The 18,625-nt window shown below is 60.8% G+C and carries 15 protein-coding genes; 11 read left to right on the top strand and 4 right to left on the bottom strand.

Annotation, left to right across the window (positions count from 1 at the left end; all coding sequences use genetic code 11):
- The first annotated feature begins 26 nt into the window (after positions 1-26).
- The 5 genes from OO25_RS03185 (at position 27) to OO25_RS03165 (ending at position 4,302) form a co-directional block, all read left to right on the top strand.
- On the top strand, positions 27-1,853 hold the full coding sequence (locus OO25_RS03185; protein ID WP_040178432.1) for an extracellular solute-binding protein: 1,827 nt from the start codon (positions 27-29) through the stop codon (positions 1,851-1,853).
- Between the two features lie 111 nt (positions 1,854-1,964).
- Entirely contained in the window at positions 1,965-2,786 is an 822-nt protein-coding gene (locus tag OO25_RS03180; RefSeq protein ID WP_040169034.1) for a helix-turn-helix domain-containing protein, read from the top strand.
- 20 nt (positions 2,787-2,806) lie between these two features.
- The gene (locus OO25_RS03175; RefSeq protein ID WP_040178429.1) at positions 2,807-3,283 is read left to right on the top strand and encodes an arsenate reductase ArsC; all 477 of its coding nucleotides are present in this window, start codon (positions 2,807-2,809) and stop codon (positions 3,281-3,283) included.
- Positions 3,280-3,936: an MIP/aquaporin family protein gene (locus tag OO25_RS03170; RefSeq protein WP_040178427.1), complete on the top strand. Its 657-nt coding sequence runs from the start codon at positions 3,280-3,282 to the stop codon at positions 3,934-3,936. The genes OO25_RS03175 and OO25_RS03170 overlap by 4 nt, the downstream gene beginning before the upstream one ends.
- Before the next feature lie 135 nt (positions 3,937-4,071).
- Positions 4,072-4,302, top strand: coding sequence for a hypothetical protein (locus OO25_RS03165; RefSeq protein ID WP_040178425.1), 231 nt, complete (start codon positions 4,072-4,074; stop codon positions 4,300-4,302).
- 143 nt (positions 4,303-4,445) lie between these two features.
- On the opposite strand, the gene OO25_RS03160 is transcribed toward OO25_RS03165, so the two are convergent.
- A complete protein-coding gene (locus OO25_RS03160) occupies positions 4,446-5,069 on the bottom strand; it encodes a helix-turn-helix domain-containing protein (protein ID WP_040178424.1) in 624 nt (207 codons plus the stop codon).
- Between the two features lie 65 nt (positions 5,070-5,134).
- Here OO25_RS03160 and OO25_RS03155 point away from each other — a divergent pair, with 65 nt between their 5' ends.
- From OO25_RS03155 to OO25_RS03145, 3 genes are all read left to right on the top strand, one after another.
- Positions 5,135-6,742 (top strand): class I adenylate-forming enzyme family protein, encoded by a 1,608-nt coding sequence (locus OO25_RS03155; protein ID WP_040178422.1) that lies wholly within the window; start codon positions 5,135-5,137, stop codon positions 6,740-6,742.
- Positions 6,739-7,404: a DsbA family oxidoreductase gene (locus OO25_RS03150; RefSeq protein ID WP_040178421.1), complete on the top strand. Its 666-nt coding sequence runs from the start codon at positions 6,739-6,741 to the stop codon at positions 7,402-7,404. The genes OO25_RS03155 and OO25_RS03150 overlap by 4 nt, the downstream gene beginning before the upstream one ends.
- Positions 7,405-7,625: 221 nt before the next feature.
- A complete protein-coding gene (locus OO25_RS03145; RefSeq protein WP_040178420.1) occupies positions 7,626-8,849 on the top strand; it encodes an MFS transporter in 1,224 nt (407 codons plus the stop codon).
- A 77-nt stretch (positions 8,850-8,926) separates the two neighbouring features.
- Here OO25_RS03145 and mfd read toward each other — a convergent pair whose 3' ends face one another.
- Both mfd and OO25_RS03135 read right to left on the bottom strand, forming a co-directional pair.
- Positions 8,927-12,394, bottom strand: coding sequence for a transcription-repair coupling factor (mfd, locus tag OO25_RS03140; protein ID WP_040178418.1), 3,468 nt, complete (start codon positions 12,392-12,394; stop codon positions 8,927-8,929).
- A 34-nt stretch (positions 12,395-12,428) separates the two neighbouring features.
- Positions 12,429-12,953, bottom strand: coding sequence for a hypothetical protein (locus tag OO25_RS03135; protein WP_040178417.1), 525 nt, complete (start codon positions 12,951-12,953; stop codon positions 12,429-12,431).
- Positions 12,954-13,154: 201 nt separating this feature from the next.
- Between OO25_RS03135 and hemB the strand changes: the two genes are divergently transcribed.
- The gene (gene hemB, locus OO25_RS03130) at positions 13,155-14,153 is read left to right on the top strand and encodes a porphobilinogen synthase (protein ID WP_040178725.1); all 999 of its coding nucleotides are present in this window, start codon (positions 13,155-13,157) and stop codon (positions 14,151-14,153) included.
- Positions 14,154-14,364: 211 nt separating this feature from the next.
- Positions 14,365-14,940, top strand: a complete 576-nt coding sequence (locus tag OO25_RS03125; RefSeq protein ID WP_040178416.1) for a YSC84-related protein — start codon at positions 14,365-14,367, stop codon at positions 14,938-14,940.
- 110 nt (positions 14,941-15,050) lie between these two features.
- Here OO25_RS03125 and OO25_RS03120 read toward each other — a convergent pair whose 3' ends face one another.
- The gene (locus OO25_RS03120) at positions 15,051-15,923 is read right to left on the bottom strand and encodes an NAD(P)-dependent oxidoreductase (protein WP_040169019.1); all 873 of its coding nucleotides are present in this window, start codon (positions 15,921-15,923) and stop codon (positions 15,051-15,053) included.
- A gap of 136 nt (positions 15,924-16,059) precedes the next feature.
- Here OO25_RS03120 and OO25_RS03115 point away from each other — a divergent pair, with 136 nt between their 5' ends.
- Positions 16,060-18,549: a penicillin acylase family protein gene (locus OO25_RS03115; protein WP_040178414.1), complete on the top strand. Its 2,490-nt coding sequence runs from the start codon at positions 16,060-16,062 to the stop codon at positions 18,547-18,549.
- The last annotated feature ends 76 nt before the right edge of the window (positions 18,550-18,625 follow it).

Raw genomic sequence — 18,625 nt, 5'->3', positions numbered from 1 at the left:
AAGGCCAGAGCAGGATTGTTGCAAAAGTGCGTCCAGATTTTTTCTTTAGAGTTCGACCGGTCTTGGCCGGAATCATCCTCAGCGCAAGCGTTAATTTTGCACAAGCAGAATCAGCGCACGGCATAGCTATGTATGGGGACCCGGCATTACCACCGGATTTTGTGTCTTTACCCTATGCAAACGCTAATGCGCCCAAGGGCGGCAGGGTGGTCTTTGGCAACACCGGCGGCTTTGATACGTTGAACCCCTTCGCCGAGAAAGGCACCCCCCCTTGGCAGATGAGGTTCTGGGGATATGAGAGTCTGATGGGTCGATCCGCGGACGAGGCGTTCACGCTTTATGGGCTGCTCGCCGAATCGATTGAGGTGCCGGAGGATCGCGCATGGGTTGAATTCACACTGCGTCCGGAGGCCCGATTCTCCGATGGCTCACCAGTCACGGTCGCAGATGTCATCTGGTCTTATGAAACCCTCGGACAGGAGGGGCATATCCGCTATCGGCGGTTCTGGAACCAGATCGACAGCATCGAACAAACGGGCGCGCGCAGCCTGCGCATTACATTTAATGAGGACAATCGTGAACTGGCGCTCATCGCAGGTCTGCGTCCGATCCTGAAAAAGGGACAGTGGGAGGGCAAGGATTTTGCCGCCTCCGGTCTGGATGAGGCACCGATTGGCTCTGGTCCCTACACCGTCGCTGATTTCGAACCGGGCCGCTTCATCCGCTTTTCCCGCAACCCTGACTACTGGGGGCGCGATCTGCCGCTCAGACGCGGCACCAGTAACTTCGATGAGATCCGGCTGGATTTCTACGGCGACCAGACCGTTTTGCTGGAGGCCTTCAAGGCCGGGGAAATTTCTGCAATCCGCGAATTCAACGCCGCCAAATGGGACAAGGCCTATGATTTTCCTGCGGTGACATCCGGCGAGGTGATCAAGAGCGTCATCCCCAACGGCAAACCCTCCGGCATGACGGGTATCGCGATGAACACCCGCCGTGACCCATTGAACGATTGGCGGGTACGCGAGGCGCTGATCCAGGCGTTCAACTTCGAATATATGAACGAAACACTGACAGGTGGCAGCCAGCCGCGCATTTCGTCCTATTTCTCCAATTCCTATCTGGCCATGCAGCCCGGTCCCGCCGAGGGCAAAGTTCGCGCGCTGCTGACTCCATTTGCGGACAGCCTGCTCCCAGGCGTGCTGGACGGTTACAGCCTGCCCATCGGCGATGGCACTGAGCGCAATCGCAAGAACCTGCGTTCCGCGACAAAGCTCCTCGCGGAGGCCGGCTGGACCGTTCAGGACGGCATCATGCGCAACGCCGCTGGCAAGGCGCTGGAATTTCAAGTCCTGCTGACCCCCGGCAATCTGGGCGAGGGTGAGATGCGCTCGGTCGTGGAAATCTATGCCCGCGCTCTGGAACGCCTCGGCATCGCGCTCGAATCCGACATGGTGGACAGCGCCCAGTTTGTGCAGCGCCAGCAGGCATTTGACTACGACATGACCTTCTTCCGCCGCTCAATGTCGCTCAGCCCCGGCAACGAGCAATATCTATACTGGGGCAGCGCCGCTGCGCAGCAGCCGGGATCACGCAATCTGATCGGGATTGAGGATCCGGCGGTGGATGCAATGATCGACACCATGCTGACCTCCAAGAGCAAGGAGGATTTCACCGCCGCCGCCCGCGCGCTTGACCGTCTGCTGACAGCGGGACGCTATGTGATGCCGGTCTGGCAATACGCCGAAGCGCGCATTGCCCATCGCAAGGAGTTGAAATTCCCCGAGCAGCTGCCGGTCAGCGGCGATGGCATCGCCTATATGCCTGAAGTCTGGTGGTATCAGGCCGACTGACGCCAGGACCCGCGCCGACATCCCGGCCCGCTCCGACCTTTTCGGGGCGGGCCTTTTTATGGCCAGAACTTCTCGTTGACCCAACATATATAATTCTGTATTTCGTGAAATATGGAAATAGAGATCACATCGCAACTTTCGGCTTTGGCGCACCCAAATCGGCTGGCGCTGTTTCGCCTGCTGATGCGGCGCTATCCCGATGCTGTTCCGGCGGGTGAAATCGCCACCGCTTTGGCGCAGAAGGCCAACACCGTTTCCAGCTACCTCTCGACGCTCAGCTCCGCCGGTTTGATCCGCGCCGAACGGCAAGGCACCTCGCTGCTCTACCGGGCGCAGTTGGAGGGGCTGCGGAGCTTGTTCGACGATCTGTTGTCTGATTGCTGCTACAATCGACCTGATATCTGCCAGCCTGCCGTGGTTCAGCAACCCTTGGCGCCCTGCAGCGACCGTCCCTTGAACGTTCTGTTTCTCTGCACTGGCAACTCCGCCCGCTCCATCATGGCAGAGGCGATCCTGCAGAAGGAAGGCGACGGACGGTTCCGCGCCTATTCCGCAGGTAGCCGCCCCTCTCCCGCGCCGCGTCCGGAGGTTCTAGATCTGTTGCAGGAGAAAGGCCACGAAACCAATGGGCTTCGTTCCAAGGATCTCACCGCGTTTTCGGCCGGTGCTGCGCCGCAAATGGATTTCATCTTCACCGTCTGCGACCACGCCGCGAATGAAGACTGCCCCACTTGGCCCGGTCAGCCCATGAGCGCCCATTGGGGGCTCCCCGATCCCGTCAAAGCCACAGCACCTGATCTTGCATATCAGCAGACCTATGAGGCGCTGCGCAACCGCATCCGCAACTTCGCCACACTCCCCTTTGAAAGCCTCGACCGAATATCGCTACAGCACCAGCTGGATGACATCGGCCGTCTTACATCTTCTGCATAGCCATCAAACGAGTTCATCACATGAATATTCTGGTCCTCTGCACCGGCAACTCAGCGCGCTCTATCCTATTGGAAACCCTCCTGAACAGCCATGGCAACGGGCGCGTCAACGCCTATTCCGCAGGCTCCAGGCCGGCAGGGGCTGTTCACCCGCAGTCGCTCACGCTTCTGGCGGAGAAAGGCCATGACGCCAGCGCTGCTCGATCAAAAAGCTGGGATGAATTTGCCACCGAGGGCGCACCTCAGATGGATCTGGTGATCACCGTCTGTGCCTCCGCTGCGGGCGAGACCTGCCCGATCTGGCCCGGCACCCCGTTGCGCGCCCATTGGGGCGTCGAAGATCCGGCGGCAGCCGCGAAACCTGACTGGGATGCGGCCTTCCGCCTTGCCTATGATCGGCTGGAGCGACGCGCGCTGGCGTTTCTGGACCTGCCACTGGAAGACCTCGACACTGACACACTACGCCAAGACCTGATCCGCATCGGAGAGCTGCCATGACCATACAAAAACTGATCGCCGAAACGCTCGGCACCGGCTTTCTGCTGATCGGCGTTGTGGGGTCGGGGATCATGGCCGAAACCCTGTCGGGTGGAAACATCGGCTTGGCTTTGCTGGCCAACGCCGTAGCGACGGGCGCCATGCTCTATGTGATCATCACGACGCTGGGGCCGATTTCTGGCGCACATTTCAACCCGGCGGTCACGCTGGCCTTCGCGCTGCGCGGTGATCACAGCTGGGGGGCGGTGCCGCCCTATGTGGCCGCGCAGATCATTGGCGGCATCCTCGGCGTCTGGGCCAGCCATGTGATGTTTGATCTGACCATCCTGCAGACCTCTACTACCATGCATCGGACCGGGGGCGCCCAATGGTTCTCGGAAATCCTCGCAACCTTTGGTCTGTTGTTTGTGATCTTTGGGGGGCTGCGATCACGCCCCGATGCAGTGCCCGCCCTTGTCGCCTTCTATATCACCGGAGCCTACTGGTTCACTGCGTCGACCAGTTTTGCCAATCCGGCGGTGACCATTGCGCGCGGGTTCAGCGATACATTTGCAGGCATCTACCCCGGTCATATTCTGATGTTCATCGTCATGCAGTTTATCGGTGTTGGCCTCGCGCATCTGGTGCTGACCCGCCTGTTTCGGCCCGATTAACTGCGGCCCGGCCCAAAGCAAACCTCAGGTGAAACCCGGCCCCCGGATGCATTCGACAGGACGCGGACTTTCTTTTTTTGCAAAAAATGCTAGCATCAATACCCATTCGAAATTTTGACCCGGAGGGAGCCCCCCATGCCTGTTCAAACAGCCCGCGCCAGCTGGTTCGACAGGATGCCCCGTCTCAAACAACGGTTTCCGCATCTGCAGACCCGCTCGGCCCCATCCCTGTTCGACGATAAAGATAAGTTCGTCGCCTATTTGGCCCGCACCCATCACCTGACGCTGACAGAAGCGCGGGAGGAGGTGGATGATTTCCTCTACACCGAGAGCCTGCACCGGGAGTTGGACCATCAGCTGAACTGATCCGACCTGTCCGTACAGCGGCCATTCCCCGCTCGGGGGCGGCTTGGCTGTGGACACCTTAGGGCGGTGATCCGCATAGACCGGTCCCAACACAGGCCGTGATGTTGCGGCTGATCTGGGGCAGTCTGGCAGAGTGGCACCCCTTATGACAGGGACGTCACCCAGAGAATGGTTGCATCTTCATCGCTCAGCGAGATCACATTATGCCCCATGGCAGCGTCGTAATAGGCGCTGTCGCCACGCCGCATTTCGATCGGTTCGTAGAACTCAGTATAAAGCCGTACGACACCGGTCAGTACGTATAGGAATTCCTCACCGTCGTGGCGCACCCAGCCCTCGAACTCATCCATCGACCTGGACCGAACGCGGGCGCGATAAGGCAACATCTGTTTGCGTGTCAGGCTGTCGGCCAGCAGCTCATGCTCATAGGTTGCAGTGGCATGCGCAGAGCCTTGACCGGTCTTGGTCACCGTCAGACGACCATTCACCTGATCCCGTTGTGGCTGGGTAAACAGCTGCGGAACCGAGATCTGAAGCCCCACCGCCAACTTCTTCAACGCCTCGTAAGTCGGTGACATCTGGCCATTTTCGATCTTCGACAGGGTCGAACGCGCAAGGCCTGCCTGATTGGCGGCATGTTCCAGCGTCCAGTCCCGCGCCTTGCGCAACTCGCGCACCCGAGCGCCCAGATCCAGTGGCTCGGTTTCGGCAGCCTCACCCGATGCACGGGCAATAGTGATAAGCGATTTGGGATCACGAGAGGTCATGCTTTTTCCTATAGGGCGGGGCGCGCCATCTTGCAACGCGTGGTTTGCCAAGTTAGCCAATCGAGATGCAATCTGTGTTTGACAGCGGGCCTTTTGCGCCCTGCCCCGCGCCGTTCAATCTGGCCGACCACGTGCTCTACCAGCGCGCGGCGGCGCGTCCCGCAAAAGCAGATGCAGACGCGCTGCGCGTGCTGTCGCCGCAGTCTCAGCCCGACGCGGCCACATCAGATCAGTCGCAAGAGCCGTCGCCACAGATCTACACCTATGGGGACCTGCGCGCTGCGGTGCGTGGACTGGGCGCCGGACTGCTGGCCGAGGGGCTGTCTCCCGGCGACCGGGTGCTGTTGCGGCTGGGCAATACGCCGATCTTTCCGATTGCCTATCTGGCCGCCATCGCGGTCGGACTGGTGCCGGTTCCCACCTCCGCGCAGCTGACCGAGCCTGAGGTGGCACGCATCATAGATGACCTGTCGCCAGCTGCGATCCTGCGCGATCCGGGGATCGCCTCAGCACCGCACCCCTGCGAGATCAACCGCGACTCACTTGAGGCCATGCAGCGCGCCGCACCGCCTGAAAACCAGTTTCAGATGCAGCTCGGCGACCCTGATCGACCGGCCTATATCGTCTACACCTCCGGGACCGGCGGAAATCCGCGCGCGGTTGTGCATGCCCACCGGGCAATCTGGGCGCGCCAAATGATGATCCGTCACTGGTATGATCTGCGCCCCACAGATCGCCTCCTTCATGCCGGTGCGTTCAACTGGACCTTTACGCTGGGCACCGGGCTGATGGACCCGTGGAGCCTCGGGGCAACGGCACTCATCCCCGAAGATAGCACCCCAATCACCGCGTTGCCCGACCTCTTGCAGCAGCATGATGCCAGCCTCTTTGCCGCAGCGCCCGGCGTCTATCGCAAACTGCTGCAAAATGACCGGACGCTACATCTACCCGCCCTGCGCCACGGTCTCTGCGCCGGGGAGAAACTCTCCAGCCAGGTGTCACGGGATTGGCGGGCAGCCACCGGTACCGCGCTCTACGAGGCTTTTGGCATGTCGGAATGTTCCACCTTCATCTCCGCGGATCCGGCGCGCCACCGTGATCCTGCGCAGGTGGGCGACACACTGGGCTGGCCGCAACCGGGGCGCCGGATTGCCATTCTGGATCCAGCCGGGCAACCTCTGCCCCGCAACACCCCCGGCGTCATCGCCATTGATCGCCGCGATCCGGGGCTAATGCTCGGCTATCACAACGCCGCAGCCGCCACCGAGGATCGCTATCAGGGGGAGTGGTTCCTGACCGGCGATCTGGGCGCGATGACAGAAGACAATCAGATCCGCTATCTCGGCCGCACCGACGACATGATGAACGCAGGCGGCTATCGCGTCTCCCCGCTTGAGGTGGAAACAACGTTGGCAACCCACCACGATCTGGAGCAGGTGGCGGTCGCCTCTGTCGAGGTAAAACCCGATACCCACATCATTGTCGCGTTCTATACCAGTGCCAAAGACGTGACCGCTGAGGCGCTTTCGGCTTTTGCCAAGGACCGACTGGCGCGCTACAAACAGCCGCGCGCCTATCTGCGTCTCGACGCGCTGCCCAGCGGTGCCAATGGCAAACTGCTGCGTCGCGCCCTGCCCGATTGCTACATCCGACACCAAAGGACCCCGTCATGAGCCTTGTAAAGCTTGATATCCTGTCCGATCCGATCTGCCCCTGGTGCTACATCGGCAAAACCCATCTGGACAAGGCGCTGGCCGAGGTTGGCGATCATCCGTTTGTCATTGAATGGCACCCGTTCCAGCTCAACCCCGATATGCCGCGCGAAGGCATGGATCGGCGCAGTTATCTTGAGGCGAAATTTGGCGGCAAGGACGGCGCGGTGAAAGCCTATGCCCCGGTTGTCGAACACGCCAGCGCCGCCGGGCTTCAGATCAATTTCGAAGCCATGGAGCGCACGCCGAACACGCTGGATGCGCACCGCCTGATCCACTGGGCGGGGATTGAGGGCAAGCAGAGCGCGGTGGTCGATGCGCTGTTTGATGCCTATTTCGTGCAGGCCAAGGATATTGGCGACGCTGAGATCCTCGCCGATATTGCTGAGGCTGCGGGAATGGACCGCGCCGTTACCCTACGGCTGTTGTCTGGCGACACCGACGCCGAGGAGATCCGCAACCGCGACGCCCACTCGCGCAAGATGGGGGTCACATCTGTGCCAACATTTGTTGTCGCGAACCAGCACGCCGTGCCGGGCGCGCAGCAGCCCGAACTGTGGAAACAGGTGATCGCCGACATCCAGAGACAGCTGCAGGAAGGTGACGCCGCGGAGGCCGACTAAGCCTGAACGCGCGCCCTCAGTACACCTAGCCCTATATTGAAAGTCTGGATCTGCTGCACAGGGCAGTCCAGACCTTTGCGGCGCGGCCAGATACAACGATGCACATAAAACTGTGCGTCTTGGCTGCTGGTCCAATCCCGAGAGATATGTTAGCGCGGACAGAGCGCCGCCCAGACAGCTCCCGATTACCGGGGCTCCTGATGTGTCGCCTGAGGTTTCAAATGACAAAAGATATACAGATCAGCATGTCCAAAGCTGAGTTCATTGCCCTGATTGCGATGATGTTCGCAACTGTTGCATTTTCCATCGACGCCATGCTGCCTGCGCTGCCCGAAATTGGTCAGACGCTCAGCTCCGCCAACCCCAACCGCGCGCAGCTGGTCATTGCGACCTTTGCGCTTGGCATGGGGATCGGCACCTTTTTTACCGGGCCGCTCTCCGACGCCTTTGGCCGCCGAACCGTCATTTTTGCCGCTGCGGGCCTTTATATTGCTGCCGCGCTGGTGGCCTACGCCAGCTCTTCCATCGAAATGCTGCTCTTGAGCCGTGTGGTGATGGGGCTCGGTGCTGCCGGACCGCGCGTCGTGGCACTGGCGATTGTGCGCGACCTCTATTCTGGTCGGGAAATGGCCCGGATGATGTCCATCGCCATGCTGATTTTCACCCTCGTGCCAGCCATCGCTCCGATGATGGGCGCAGGCATTATCCTGCTGACCAGCTGGCGCGGCATCTTCCTGGCCTTTGCGCTGTTTGCGGTCATCATCGTGCTGTGGATGGGCCTGCGCCTACCCGAGCCGCTGCCCGTCGAAAACCGCCGCCCGTTTCGCCTGCCAAATCTTAAGGCAGCCCTGATCGAGATGCTGCGGCATCCCACGGTTCGGCTGTCGATGATGGTGCAATGTTTCTGTCTTGCGATGCTGTTTTGCATGATCACATTGGTTCAGCCCATCTACGATGTGGTCTTTGATCGCGCAGCCAGTTTCCCGTTCTGGTTTGGTTTCATAGCCATCATGTCGGGCAGCAGCAGCCTCATCAACGCGTCGCTTGTGGTGCGCCTTGGCATGCGGCGTATGGTGTCCTGGGCACTGGGGGGGCAGATCATCTTCTCAACCCTCATGCTGAGCCTCGAGACATTTCCACTTTCCGGAGATCTTATGTTCGGGCTGTTTGTGGCCTGGCAGACCAGCGTGTTTTTCATGGCCGGTCTGACGCTTGGCAACCTCAACGCCATGGCGATGGAGCCGATGGGCCATATCGCAGGCATGGCCGCCTCTATCGTGGGTGGTGTGTCCACGGTGTTTGCCGCCGCAGCTGCCGCGACGGTGGGGCTGCTGTTTGATGGCTCCATTGCGCCACTCACCGGGGCGATCCTGCTGATGGTGGTCGCAGGCTACGCCATCATGTTGCATATGGCACGGGTCGAAAACCGGGTGGCGGCGGAGTAACCCCACATATCACGATAGAAAACAAAGCCCCTCCAAGCAGTTGGAGGGGCTTTTTCATGTCCAGCGCGTCAGCCTATTCAACCAGATTTCGCCTTCGCCTTGGCTTTCTTCTTTTCGGCAACGACCTTTTCAGCCAGATCCCGCGCGATGGCAAAGGCACCTTTGATCTTGTCGCTGTCTTTCTTCCAGTCACGGCGTACGACAATCTTGTTGTCCTTCACCTTGGCCAGACCGTCCTGCGCCTGAATGAATTCCACCAAACCCTGCGGTGAGGCGAATTTATCATTGTGGAACTGAATGGTTGCACCTTTTGGCCCGCCGTCCAGCTTGGCGATCCCGGCGCGTTTGCACATCGCCTTGATCCGCACCACCAGCATCAGCGTGTTGACCTCTTTGGGCAGCGGCCCAAAACGGTCGATCAGCTCCGCGGCAAAACCTTCCAGCTCCACCTTGGTGCTCAAATCCGAGAGCCGACGATAAAGACCCAGACGCACATCCAGATCCGGCACATAATTCTCCGGGATCAACACTGCTACGCCAAGGTTGATCTGCGGCGCCCATTGGTCATCGCTGCCGGACAGACCTTCCAGCTCACCAGATTTGATCTTGGCAATCGCCTCTTCCAGCATGGATTGATAAAGCTCATAGCCCACATCGCGCATCTGGCCGGATTGCTCTTCACCCAGGAGATTGCCCGCCCCGCGAATATCCAGATCCTGCGAGGCCAGCGAGAACCCTGCCCCCAACGTATCCAGCGATCCCAGCACGCGCAGACGTTTTTCCGCACCGGGCGTCAGCCGCACACGGGGCTTGGTGGTGAGATACGCATAGGCGCGCGTTTTTGACCGCCCCACGCGGCCCCGGATCTGATAAAGCTGCGCCAGACCGAACATATCCGCGCGATGCACCACCATCGTGTTGGCGGTCGGGATATCCAGACCGGATTCGACAATTGTTGTGGCCAGCAGAATGTCGAATTTGCCATCGTAAAAGGCATTCATCCGGTCATCCAGATCGCCCGCCGCCAATTGACCATGGGCCACGACATAAGACAGCTCCGGCAGCTGCTCCTGCAGGAAGGCCTCAACGTCCGGCAGATCGGTGATGCGCGGCACCACATAGAAACTCTGCCCGCCGCGATAATGCTCCCGCAGCAGGGCTTCTCGGATGGTGACCGCATCAAACTCGCTCACATAGGTGCGGATGGCCAGACGGTCCACCGGCGGGGTGCCGATAATGGAGAGATCCCGTACGCCAGTCAGGCTCAATTGCAGCGTTCGCGGGATTGGCGTTGCGGTCAGCGTTAGCACGTGGATGTCGCTGCGCATCTGCTTCAGCCGCTCCTTATGGGCGACACCGAAATGCTGTTCCTCGTCGATAATCAGCAGGCCGAGGTTCTGGAACCGGACGGATTTTGCCAGCAAAGCATGGGTGCCAACGACAATATCAATGGTCCCTTTGGCCATGCCCTCGCGGGTTTTGGCGGCTTCCTTTGCGGTAACAAACCGCGACAACTGCCTGACTTCCAACGGAAACCCGCGAAACCTCTGCGCGAAGGCCGCCGCATGCTGACGGGCCAGCAACGTGGTGGGCGCAACAATCGCGACCTGTACACCGGACATCGCCGCAATGAAGGCCGCGCGCATCGCAACCTCAGTCTTGCCAAAGCCGACATCACCGCAGATCAGCCGATCCATGGGAGAGCCGGATTGCAGGTCCTCCATCACTTCGCCAATCGCGCGCAGCTGATCGTCGGTTTCCTGATAGGGGAAGCGGGCGGAGAATTCTTCCCAGGCATGCGGCGGTGGATCCATCATCGGCGCCTTGCGCAGCGCGCGCTCTGCGGCGACCCGGATCAGCCGATCCGCCATCTCGCGGATCCGCTCCTTCAGCTTTGCCTTTTTGGCCTGCCAGGCGCCGCCGCCCAGCCGATCCAGAAGACCCTCGTCATGGCCGTATTTCGACAGCAGCTCAATATTCTCAACCGGCAGGTACAGCTTTGATTGCTCTGCATATTCCAGCAGGATGCATTCATGCGCAGCGCCGGCGGCAGTGACAACCTCAAGCCCCTTGTAGCGGCCAATCCCGTGGTCCACATGCACCACCAGATCGCCGGGGCTGAGGGATTGGGTCTCGGTCAGGAAATTCTCCGCCTTGCGGCGTTTCTTTGGCGCGCGGATCAGCCGATCCCCCAGCACATCCTGTTCGGAAATCACTGTCAGATCATCGGTCTCGAAGCCGTGTTCCAGCGCCCAGACTGCCAGATGCAGACCGGATTTGCCAATGCGGGTTCCGTCCGTGATCGCGATGACCTCCGCCAGGCCCTCATCCTCAATCAGACCGGTCAACCGCTCTCGTGCGCCCTCGGAATAGGAGGCGACCACAACCGGCCCCACCTGCATCCGTGCTTTAATATGATCCGCCAGAGATTTGAAAAGGCTGACACTTTCCAACTGTCGCTCAGGGGAGAAATTGCGACCTATCCGCCCCCCCGCATCAATCACCCCCGGCCCGCTGGCCTGTGGCAGCGGATGGAACTGGATCACCCGATGATCCGCGATTGCCGCCTCCCAAGATGCATCATCAAGATAAAGCAACCCCGGCGGCACAGGTTTGTAGACCGTGTCCATCCGCCCTTTCTGCGCCATCGCAATCTTGCGGGTCTCATACTGGTCCACGATGCTGTCCCAGCGCGCCAACCGGGCGGGCGTCACCTGATCGTCCAGCGTCACCGTGGCCTGCGGCAGATAGTCAAACAACGTCTCCAGCCGATCATGGAAAAACGGCAACCAATGTTCGATGCCCTGGTATTTCCGCCCTGCAGACACCGCCTCATACAGCGGATCATCGGTGCCCGCCGCGCCAAACTCGATCCGGTAGTTCTGCCGGAACCGGGTTACCGCAGCCTCGTCCAAAATCACCTCGGAAACCGGCGCCAGCTCGACAATCGACAGCTTCTCCGTGGTCCGCTGGGTCGCCGGATCAAACCGCCGCGCTCCATCCAGCACATCACCAAAAAGATCCAGCCGCACCGGGCCGCTCTGCCCGGGAGGAAAGATATCAATGATCCCGCCCCGCACGGCAAAATCGCCCGGCTCCATCACCGTCGGGCTCTTGGTGAAGCCCATCCGCGTCAGGTAGCTGCGCAGCGCCTCCTCATCGATACGTCGATCCACCTCCGCCACAAAGGCGGCATCCTTCAGAACCTGGCGCGCAGGGACACGCTGAGTGGCCGCATTGAGCGTAGTCAGCAGCACAAACTGCCCCGGCATCTGATGCACCAGCGCCGCCAGCGTGGCCATCCGCGCGGCGGCGATATCGGCATTGGGTGACACCCGGTCATAGGGCAGGCAATCCCAACCCGGAAAGCTGATCACAGGCATATCCGGCGCAAAGAAAGCCAACGCCGCCCGCGTCGCCTCCATACGCTTGTCATCCCGTGCGACATGCACCACCGGCGCATCGCTGCTTGCGGCTTCCTTCAGGATCAGCCGCGCATCAAAACCCTCTGGTGCGCCGCCTGCGGTGATTGCCCGTTGCGCCATCTCTGTCTCTCTTTCGTCGTCTGCCCGCAGGCAATTAGCCGAGGAACCCGATCTGCAGGTTCTGATACATGCCCCAAAGCGCGGTCACAAAAATCGCGACCATACCCACCAGCTGGATGAACAACCGGGTGATGGTCAGTTGCCGGGCCAGGGTTTCCCCCGCCAGCCCCTCTCGATGGATGCGACGCGCCGAGCTCCAGTTAATTAGGCCGACGATCGCCATGGGAAAGGCCAGAAGAAACACCGCCTGGGCAAATTCCACCCCATAGTAGAACCCCAGCATCCCCAGCATCGCGAGCACAAAGCAGGTCATCCCCAGAACCCAATGGCCCGACACCTCAGTGATATACATCATCCGGTTCACATTGACGCGGGTGATGGCCTCCAGATCCAGCGCAGCCTGCCCGCCTTGCTTGCGGGCACGATAGACCATGTCAAACGGCACCCCCATCACCCAATGGCTCGCGGAGGACCAGACCACGGCCAGCGCGATCCAGTACCACAGGTTGGAAAAGGACCGCAGATCAATCAGCTCGGTCAAGGTATGAAACAGATCCACTGCGCGGCCCTTCTCTCGTCCAGTCTGTGCGCCCCTATATCCCCTGCGTCGCGCGCCGGCACAAGGGGTGGCCCCGTCCGACCAGAGGATGGGGGGCCATGGCGCGGCGAATCTGTCACTTGTCGCCGCCGTCATTCCATGTCACCCAAAGGGTCAACTGCGACCGCTCGCCGGATCGCACCCCTGATCTGCGAGGACCCGATGAAGCCGACCGTCGCCCCTTTTCCCGCTGCCCGCCCCCGCCGTTTGCGCAGCGCCCCTGCCCTGCGCAATCTGGTGCGCGAGACCACGTTGACCAGCGACGATCTGATCTGGCCGGTGTTTGTACGCGATGGCGACGCGATTGAGGAGCCGATCCCCTCCATGCCCGGCGTTACCCGTCGCAGCATCGACAAGGTGGTGGACGCCGCGATTGAGGCGCAGGCCCTTGGCATCCCGGCGATCTGCCTGTTTCCCTATACCGACCCCGCGCTCAAAACCGAGGATTGCGCCGAGGCCTGGAGCCCGGACAACCTGGTGAACCGGGCCATTCGTGCCATTAAATCCGCCGCGCCGGGTATAGCGGTGATGACCGATGTGGCGCTGGATCCCTATAATATCAACGGGCACGACGGCTATGTGGTGGACGGTGAGATCGTCAATGACGAAACCGTCGAGGCGCTGGTGAAGATGACAGTGGCCCAGGCCGATGCCGGTGCCGATATCATCGGTCCTTCGGATATGATGGATGGCCGGATCGGAGCCATGCGCCGCGCGCTGGAGGCCGCAGGTCACCGCAATGTCACCATCCTCTCCTATGCCGCCAAATATGCCTCTGCCTATTACGGCCCGTTCCGTGACGCCGTCGGTGCCTCCGGCGCGCTGAAGGGCGACAAGAAAACCTATCAGATGGACCCCGGCAACACTGATGAGGCCCTGCGCATGATCGAACGCGATCTGACCGAGGGCGCAGATATGGTTATGATCAAACCCGGTCTTGCCTATCTCGACATCTGCCAACGGGTGAAATCCACTTTCGGCGCGCCTACGTTTGCCTATCAGGTATCTGGCGAATACGCGATGATCGAGGCCGCCGCCCAGAACGGGTGGATTGATGGCGAGCGTATCATGATGGAGAGCTTGATGGCCTTCAAACGCGCAGGCTGTGATGGGGTGTTGACCTATTACGCACCGGCAGCTGCGCGACTGCTGAATGGCTAGGTGACATAGGCGGCACCACCGGACCCGCAGGGTGAATGATCACGCAAAATTGCCGGCAGGAAGCCGCTGATTGCACCTGTCTCAGTGATGACAGGCGGCAGCTTTCCGCGTATACCTTGCCGCAGAGCCAGAAAACTGGCCGCAATTGAACAGTGACAGGCCGAGAAAATAGCCCCGCGCGGCCCCGGCCCCAGATAACAGGCAACCCAAGATGAGCAGTTCTTATTCTTCCCGTTTGACCCGGCGTGGCTTTGCGCTTAGCGCGCTGGCTGGTGCTGGTGTCACCGCCGCATGTGGCAATGGTATCGGAAACAGCAACGCCTCCACCATTGATGCCCGCGTCGATGCGACGCTCAGCCAGATGTACAGCCAGTACCCCGGCGCCGTCACCCTGGCTGAGAAATCAACCGGCATGCTGGTGATGCCGCTGGTGACAGAGGCTGGCTTCTTTGTCGGCGGTGCCTTTGGTCGTGGCGCCCTGCGCATTGATGGCGTGACGGTCGACTATTATTCCACGGTAAAGGGCAATGCAGGTCTTCAAATCGGCGCCCAGCAATATGCCCATGTGCTGTTCTTCATGACGCAGGACGCACTCTCCAACTTCCGCCGCTCCTCCGGCTGGGCCGCAGGCGCCGATCTGGAGTATGTGATCCGCGACGAGGGCGACTCGCTGGCCGCAGACACCAATACGCTGAACAGCCCGGTTCTGGCCGCTGTCTTCGGTCAGGCAGGCCTGCGCCTGGGTGCCACGCTGGAAGGCACCAAGTATACCCGGATCATCCCCTGATCCGACCTGGGCGCCTGCCGTAATATCCAACTTATCTTCTGGCTGAAAATATCCCCGCCGGAAGCATGGCCTTTCCGTCAGGAAAGGCCATTATCATTTCGTGCTTTTGCTTACTCAAACGCCTTCAAACGTTTGAACAGGCTGGAAGTATCCCAGCGCCCGCCGCCCAGTTTCTGCACCTCTTTGTAGAACTGATCGACCAGAGCGGTGACCGGCAGGCTGGCCCCGGTCTCCTCCGCCGCATCAAGGCAGATGCCCAAATCCTTGCGCATCCAGTCAACCGCAAACCCATGCTCAAAATGGTCATCCAGCATGGTCTCATGCCGGTTGGCCATCTGCCAGCTGCCTGCGGCCCCCTGGCTGATCACCTCGACGACCGCGCGACCATCCAGCCCGGCCTTTTCGGCGAAATGCAGCGCCTCGCTGAGCCCCTGAACCAACCCGGCAATCGCAATCTGATTGCACATCTTGGTCATCTGACCGGCGCCGCTTTCGCCGATCCGGCGGCAGATCCGAGCGTAAGCTGCGATAATCGGCTCGGCCTTGTCGTAGGCCGCCTGATCGCCGCCGCACATAACTGAAAGCACACCGTTTTCTGCCCCGGCCTGACCGCCGGAAATCGGCGCATCCACGAAAGACAGCCCAAGGTCCGCCGCCGCCGTGTTCAGCTCGCGGGTCACCTTCGCCGACACCGTTGTGTGGTCCACGAAAATCGCGCCCGCATCCATACCACCAAAGGCCCCGGCATCGCCAAGGCACACGCTGCGCAAATCATCGTCGTTGCCAACGCAGGCCATCACGAACTCCGCGCCCGCTGCCGCCTCCCGTGGTGTCGCAGCGGCGGTGCCAGTATGCTCCTTTGCCCAGGCTTCCGCCTTTGCTGCGGTGCGGTTGTAGACTGTCACCTCATGTCCGGCAGCGGCCAGATGACCTGCCATCGGATAGCCCATCACTCCCAAACCCAAGAATGCAACCTTCGCCATCTGCTTTCCCCCTGATGCGTCTTGTCCTATGTTGGCGCCACCCTAACAGCCGCGCCGCCCGGTGCAATCTGCGAGGGCGAGAAACTGCGCCGTAACCGGGCCAATAACGTCAAAAATCTGAGGAAACGCACCACCGATGGGACTTCTCTTTCGCTGGCTTCTGCGCCTTGCCGCCGCTTTGATTCTACTCTTGGTGATGGGGCTTGGACTGGTCTATTTCCTCGCGGCGCAATCACTACCGGACTACAATAAGGAGATCACCCTGCCCGGCCTTCTGGCGCCGGTGGAAATTGTGCGTGATAACGCCAATGTGCCGCATATTTTCGGCAGCTATGGCGCCAGCGACGAGGATGTCTATTTTGGCCTCGGCTATGCCCATGCCCAGGACCGCCTGTGGCAGATGACCACGATGCGACGCACCGCCATGGGTCGCCTGTCAGAGATCTTCGGCAGTCGCACGCTGCAGGTCGACACGCTGATCCGCCGCCTCGATATCTATCGTCTGGCGCAGCAATCCGTCGCCGCCCAGACCCCCGAAACCATGACCGCGCTGCGCGCCTATTCTGCCGGGGTCAACGCACGCCTGCAGGAAATCAATGAGGACGCGCTGGGGCGCGGAGCGCCGGAGATGTTCCTCTTTAACGTCCCAATGGCGCCGTGGCAGCCTGCTGACAGCATTGCGGTGATGAAGTTGATGGGTCTGAAACTCTCCGGTCATATGCAGGAAGAAATCCTGCGCGCCCGTACCTCTCTGGCGTTGCCCGACCCCGAACGGTTGAAGGATATTCTGCCGGATGCGCCGGGCAACGGTGTTGCCGCGCTGCCGGAATATGCGGCGCTGTTTCCGGACCTGCCGCGCCATGCCAGCGCCAGCACGGACATCAGCCGGACCCTGCCCTTCATGCCGATTGCCCCCCGTGGGCTGGCAGGCGCGTCCAATGCCTGGGCTGCCGCCCCAAGTCGGTCTGCCGCAGGCGGCACGCTGTTGGCCAACGATCCCCATCTGGAGCTGACCGCCCCCGGCGTGTGGTATCTTGCGCGGCTGGAATTGGGCACAGGCGGTGTGATCGGCGCCACCATTCCCGGCATCCCCGCTGTCATCTCCGGCCGCTCGGACCTGCTGGGCTGGGGCGTGACCTCCTCTTATATGGATGATCAGGATCTGTTCATCGAACAGCTGAACCCCGACAATGCCGAGGAGTACAAAACCGCCGACGGTTACAAGCGCTTCACCAGCCGCCCCTCAATCATCAATATCAAGGACGAAACCCCGGTCACCCTGACCCTGCGCTGGACCGACAATGGCCCGGTTCTGCCCCGGTCCCTGTTTGATCTCGCGGCAATCACGCCGCCGGGTCACGTTGTCAGCCTTGGCTGGACGGGCCTCAGCGCTGAGGACACCTCCATCAGCGCCGCGCTTGAGCTGATGCGTGCGAACTCCGTGGCTCAGGCGATTGAGATCAGCGAAGGCTATATCGCCCCCTCGCAGAACCTGACCCTTGCCGACAAGACGACTGTTGCGCTGAAAACCGTTGGCGCCATTCCGCAGCGTGACGCCCGCCATCAGAGCCAGGGCCGGATGCCCAGCCAAGGCTGGCGGAGCGAGAACCAATGGCAGGGCCGCGCGCCTTATGCTGCCAATCCCGAGTTTGTCGCCCCCATTGGGGGCATTCTTGGAAACACCAACAACAAGCTCTTGGAGCGCCCGTTTCCCAATCACGTCTCTTACACTTGGGGCGATACCCAGCGCATCAATCGCTGGAAGAAGCTGATGCAGGACCGGCAGGTCCACACCCGTGACAGCTTCATCGAGGCACAGCTGGATACCGTCTCCTATACCGCCCGCAGCCTGTTGCCGCTGATTGGCGCCGATCTGTGGTTCACCGGAGAAGCCGCGCCCGAAGGCACCCGTGAGCGTCAGCGCCAGATCGCACTGACGCTGCTGTCGGAGTGGAACGGCGAAATGAACGAACATCTGCCAGAGCCGCTGATCTATGCCGCCTGGGTGCGGGCTTTGCAAAAACGTCTGATCACAGACGACCTTGGGCCACTGGCCGCGGAGTTTACGCAAGTGGATCCGCTGTTCCTCGAGCGGGTGTTCCGCGATGTGGAGGGAGCATCGGTCTGGTGCGATATCCGCCAAAGCGCCCCCACTGAAACCTGTAGTGAGCTGGCTCGTCTGGCGCTGGACGATGCACTGATCTGGATCGAAGAGACCTATGGTAACGCCTTGGAATCACTGCGTTGGGGTGATGCGCATCAGGCGACACAGAACCACGAGGTGCTGGGGGATGTACCGCTGCTTCGGGTCTTTGTGAATATCCGCCAGTCCACAAGTGGTGGCGACAATACACTGCAACGGGGGCGCACCTCCGGTGAAGGGAAACACCCGTTCCGCAATGTGCACGCCGCAGGCTATCGGGGGGTCTATGATTTTGCTGATCCCGATAGTTCCGTCTTCATCATCGCCACCGGCCAATCCGGGCACTTCCTGTCACGTTACTATGACGACATGTCCCAGCTCTGGCGGCGGGGAGAATATATCCCAATGTCACTGGATGAGGATCTGGCCCGCGCGGCCGCCGTTGGTGTCACGCGCCTAATCCCGGCCACCGCCACCGAATGACCGCGACAGAAACCATCCCTAACCGACTGCAGTAAAACAAAAACCCCCGCTACCGAATGGGCTGCGGGGGTTTCTT

Origin of the sequence: Phaeobacter sp. S60, assembly GCF_000826845.1 — a bacterium.
Lineage (GTDB): Bacteria > Pseudomonadota > Alphaproteobacteria > Rhodobacterales > Rhodobacteraceae > Phaeobacter > Phaeobacter piscinae.
Note: the sequence above shows the minus strand (reverse complement) of the source record. Positions and strands in the feature narration are given on the sequence as shown.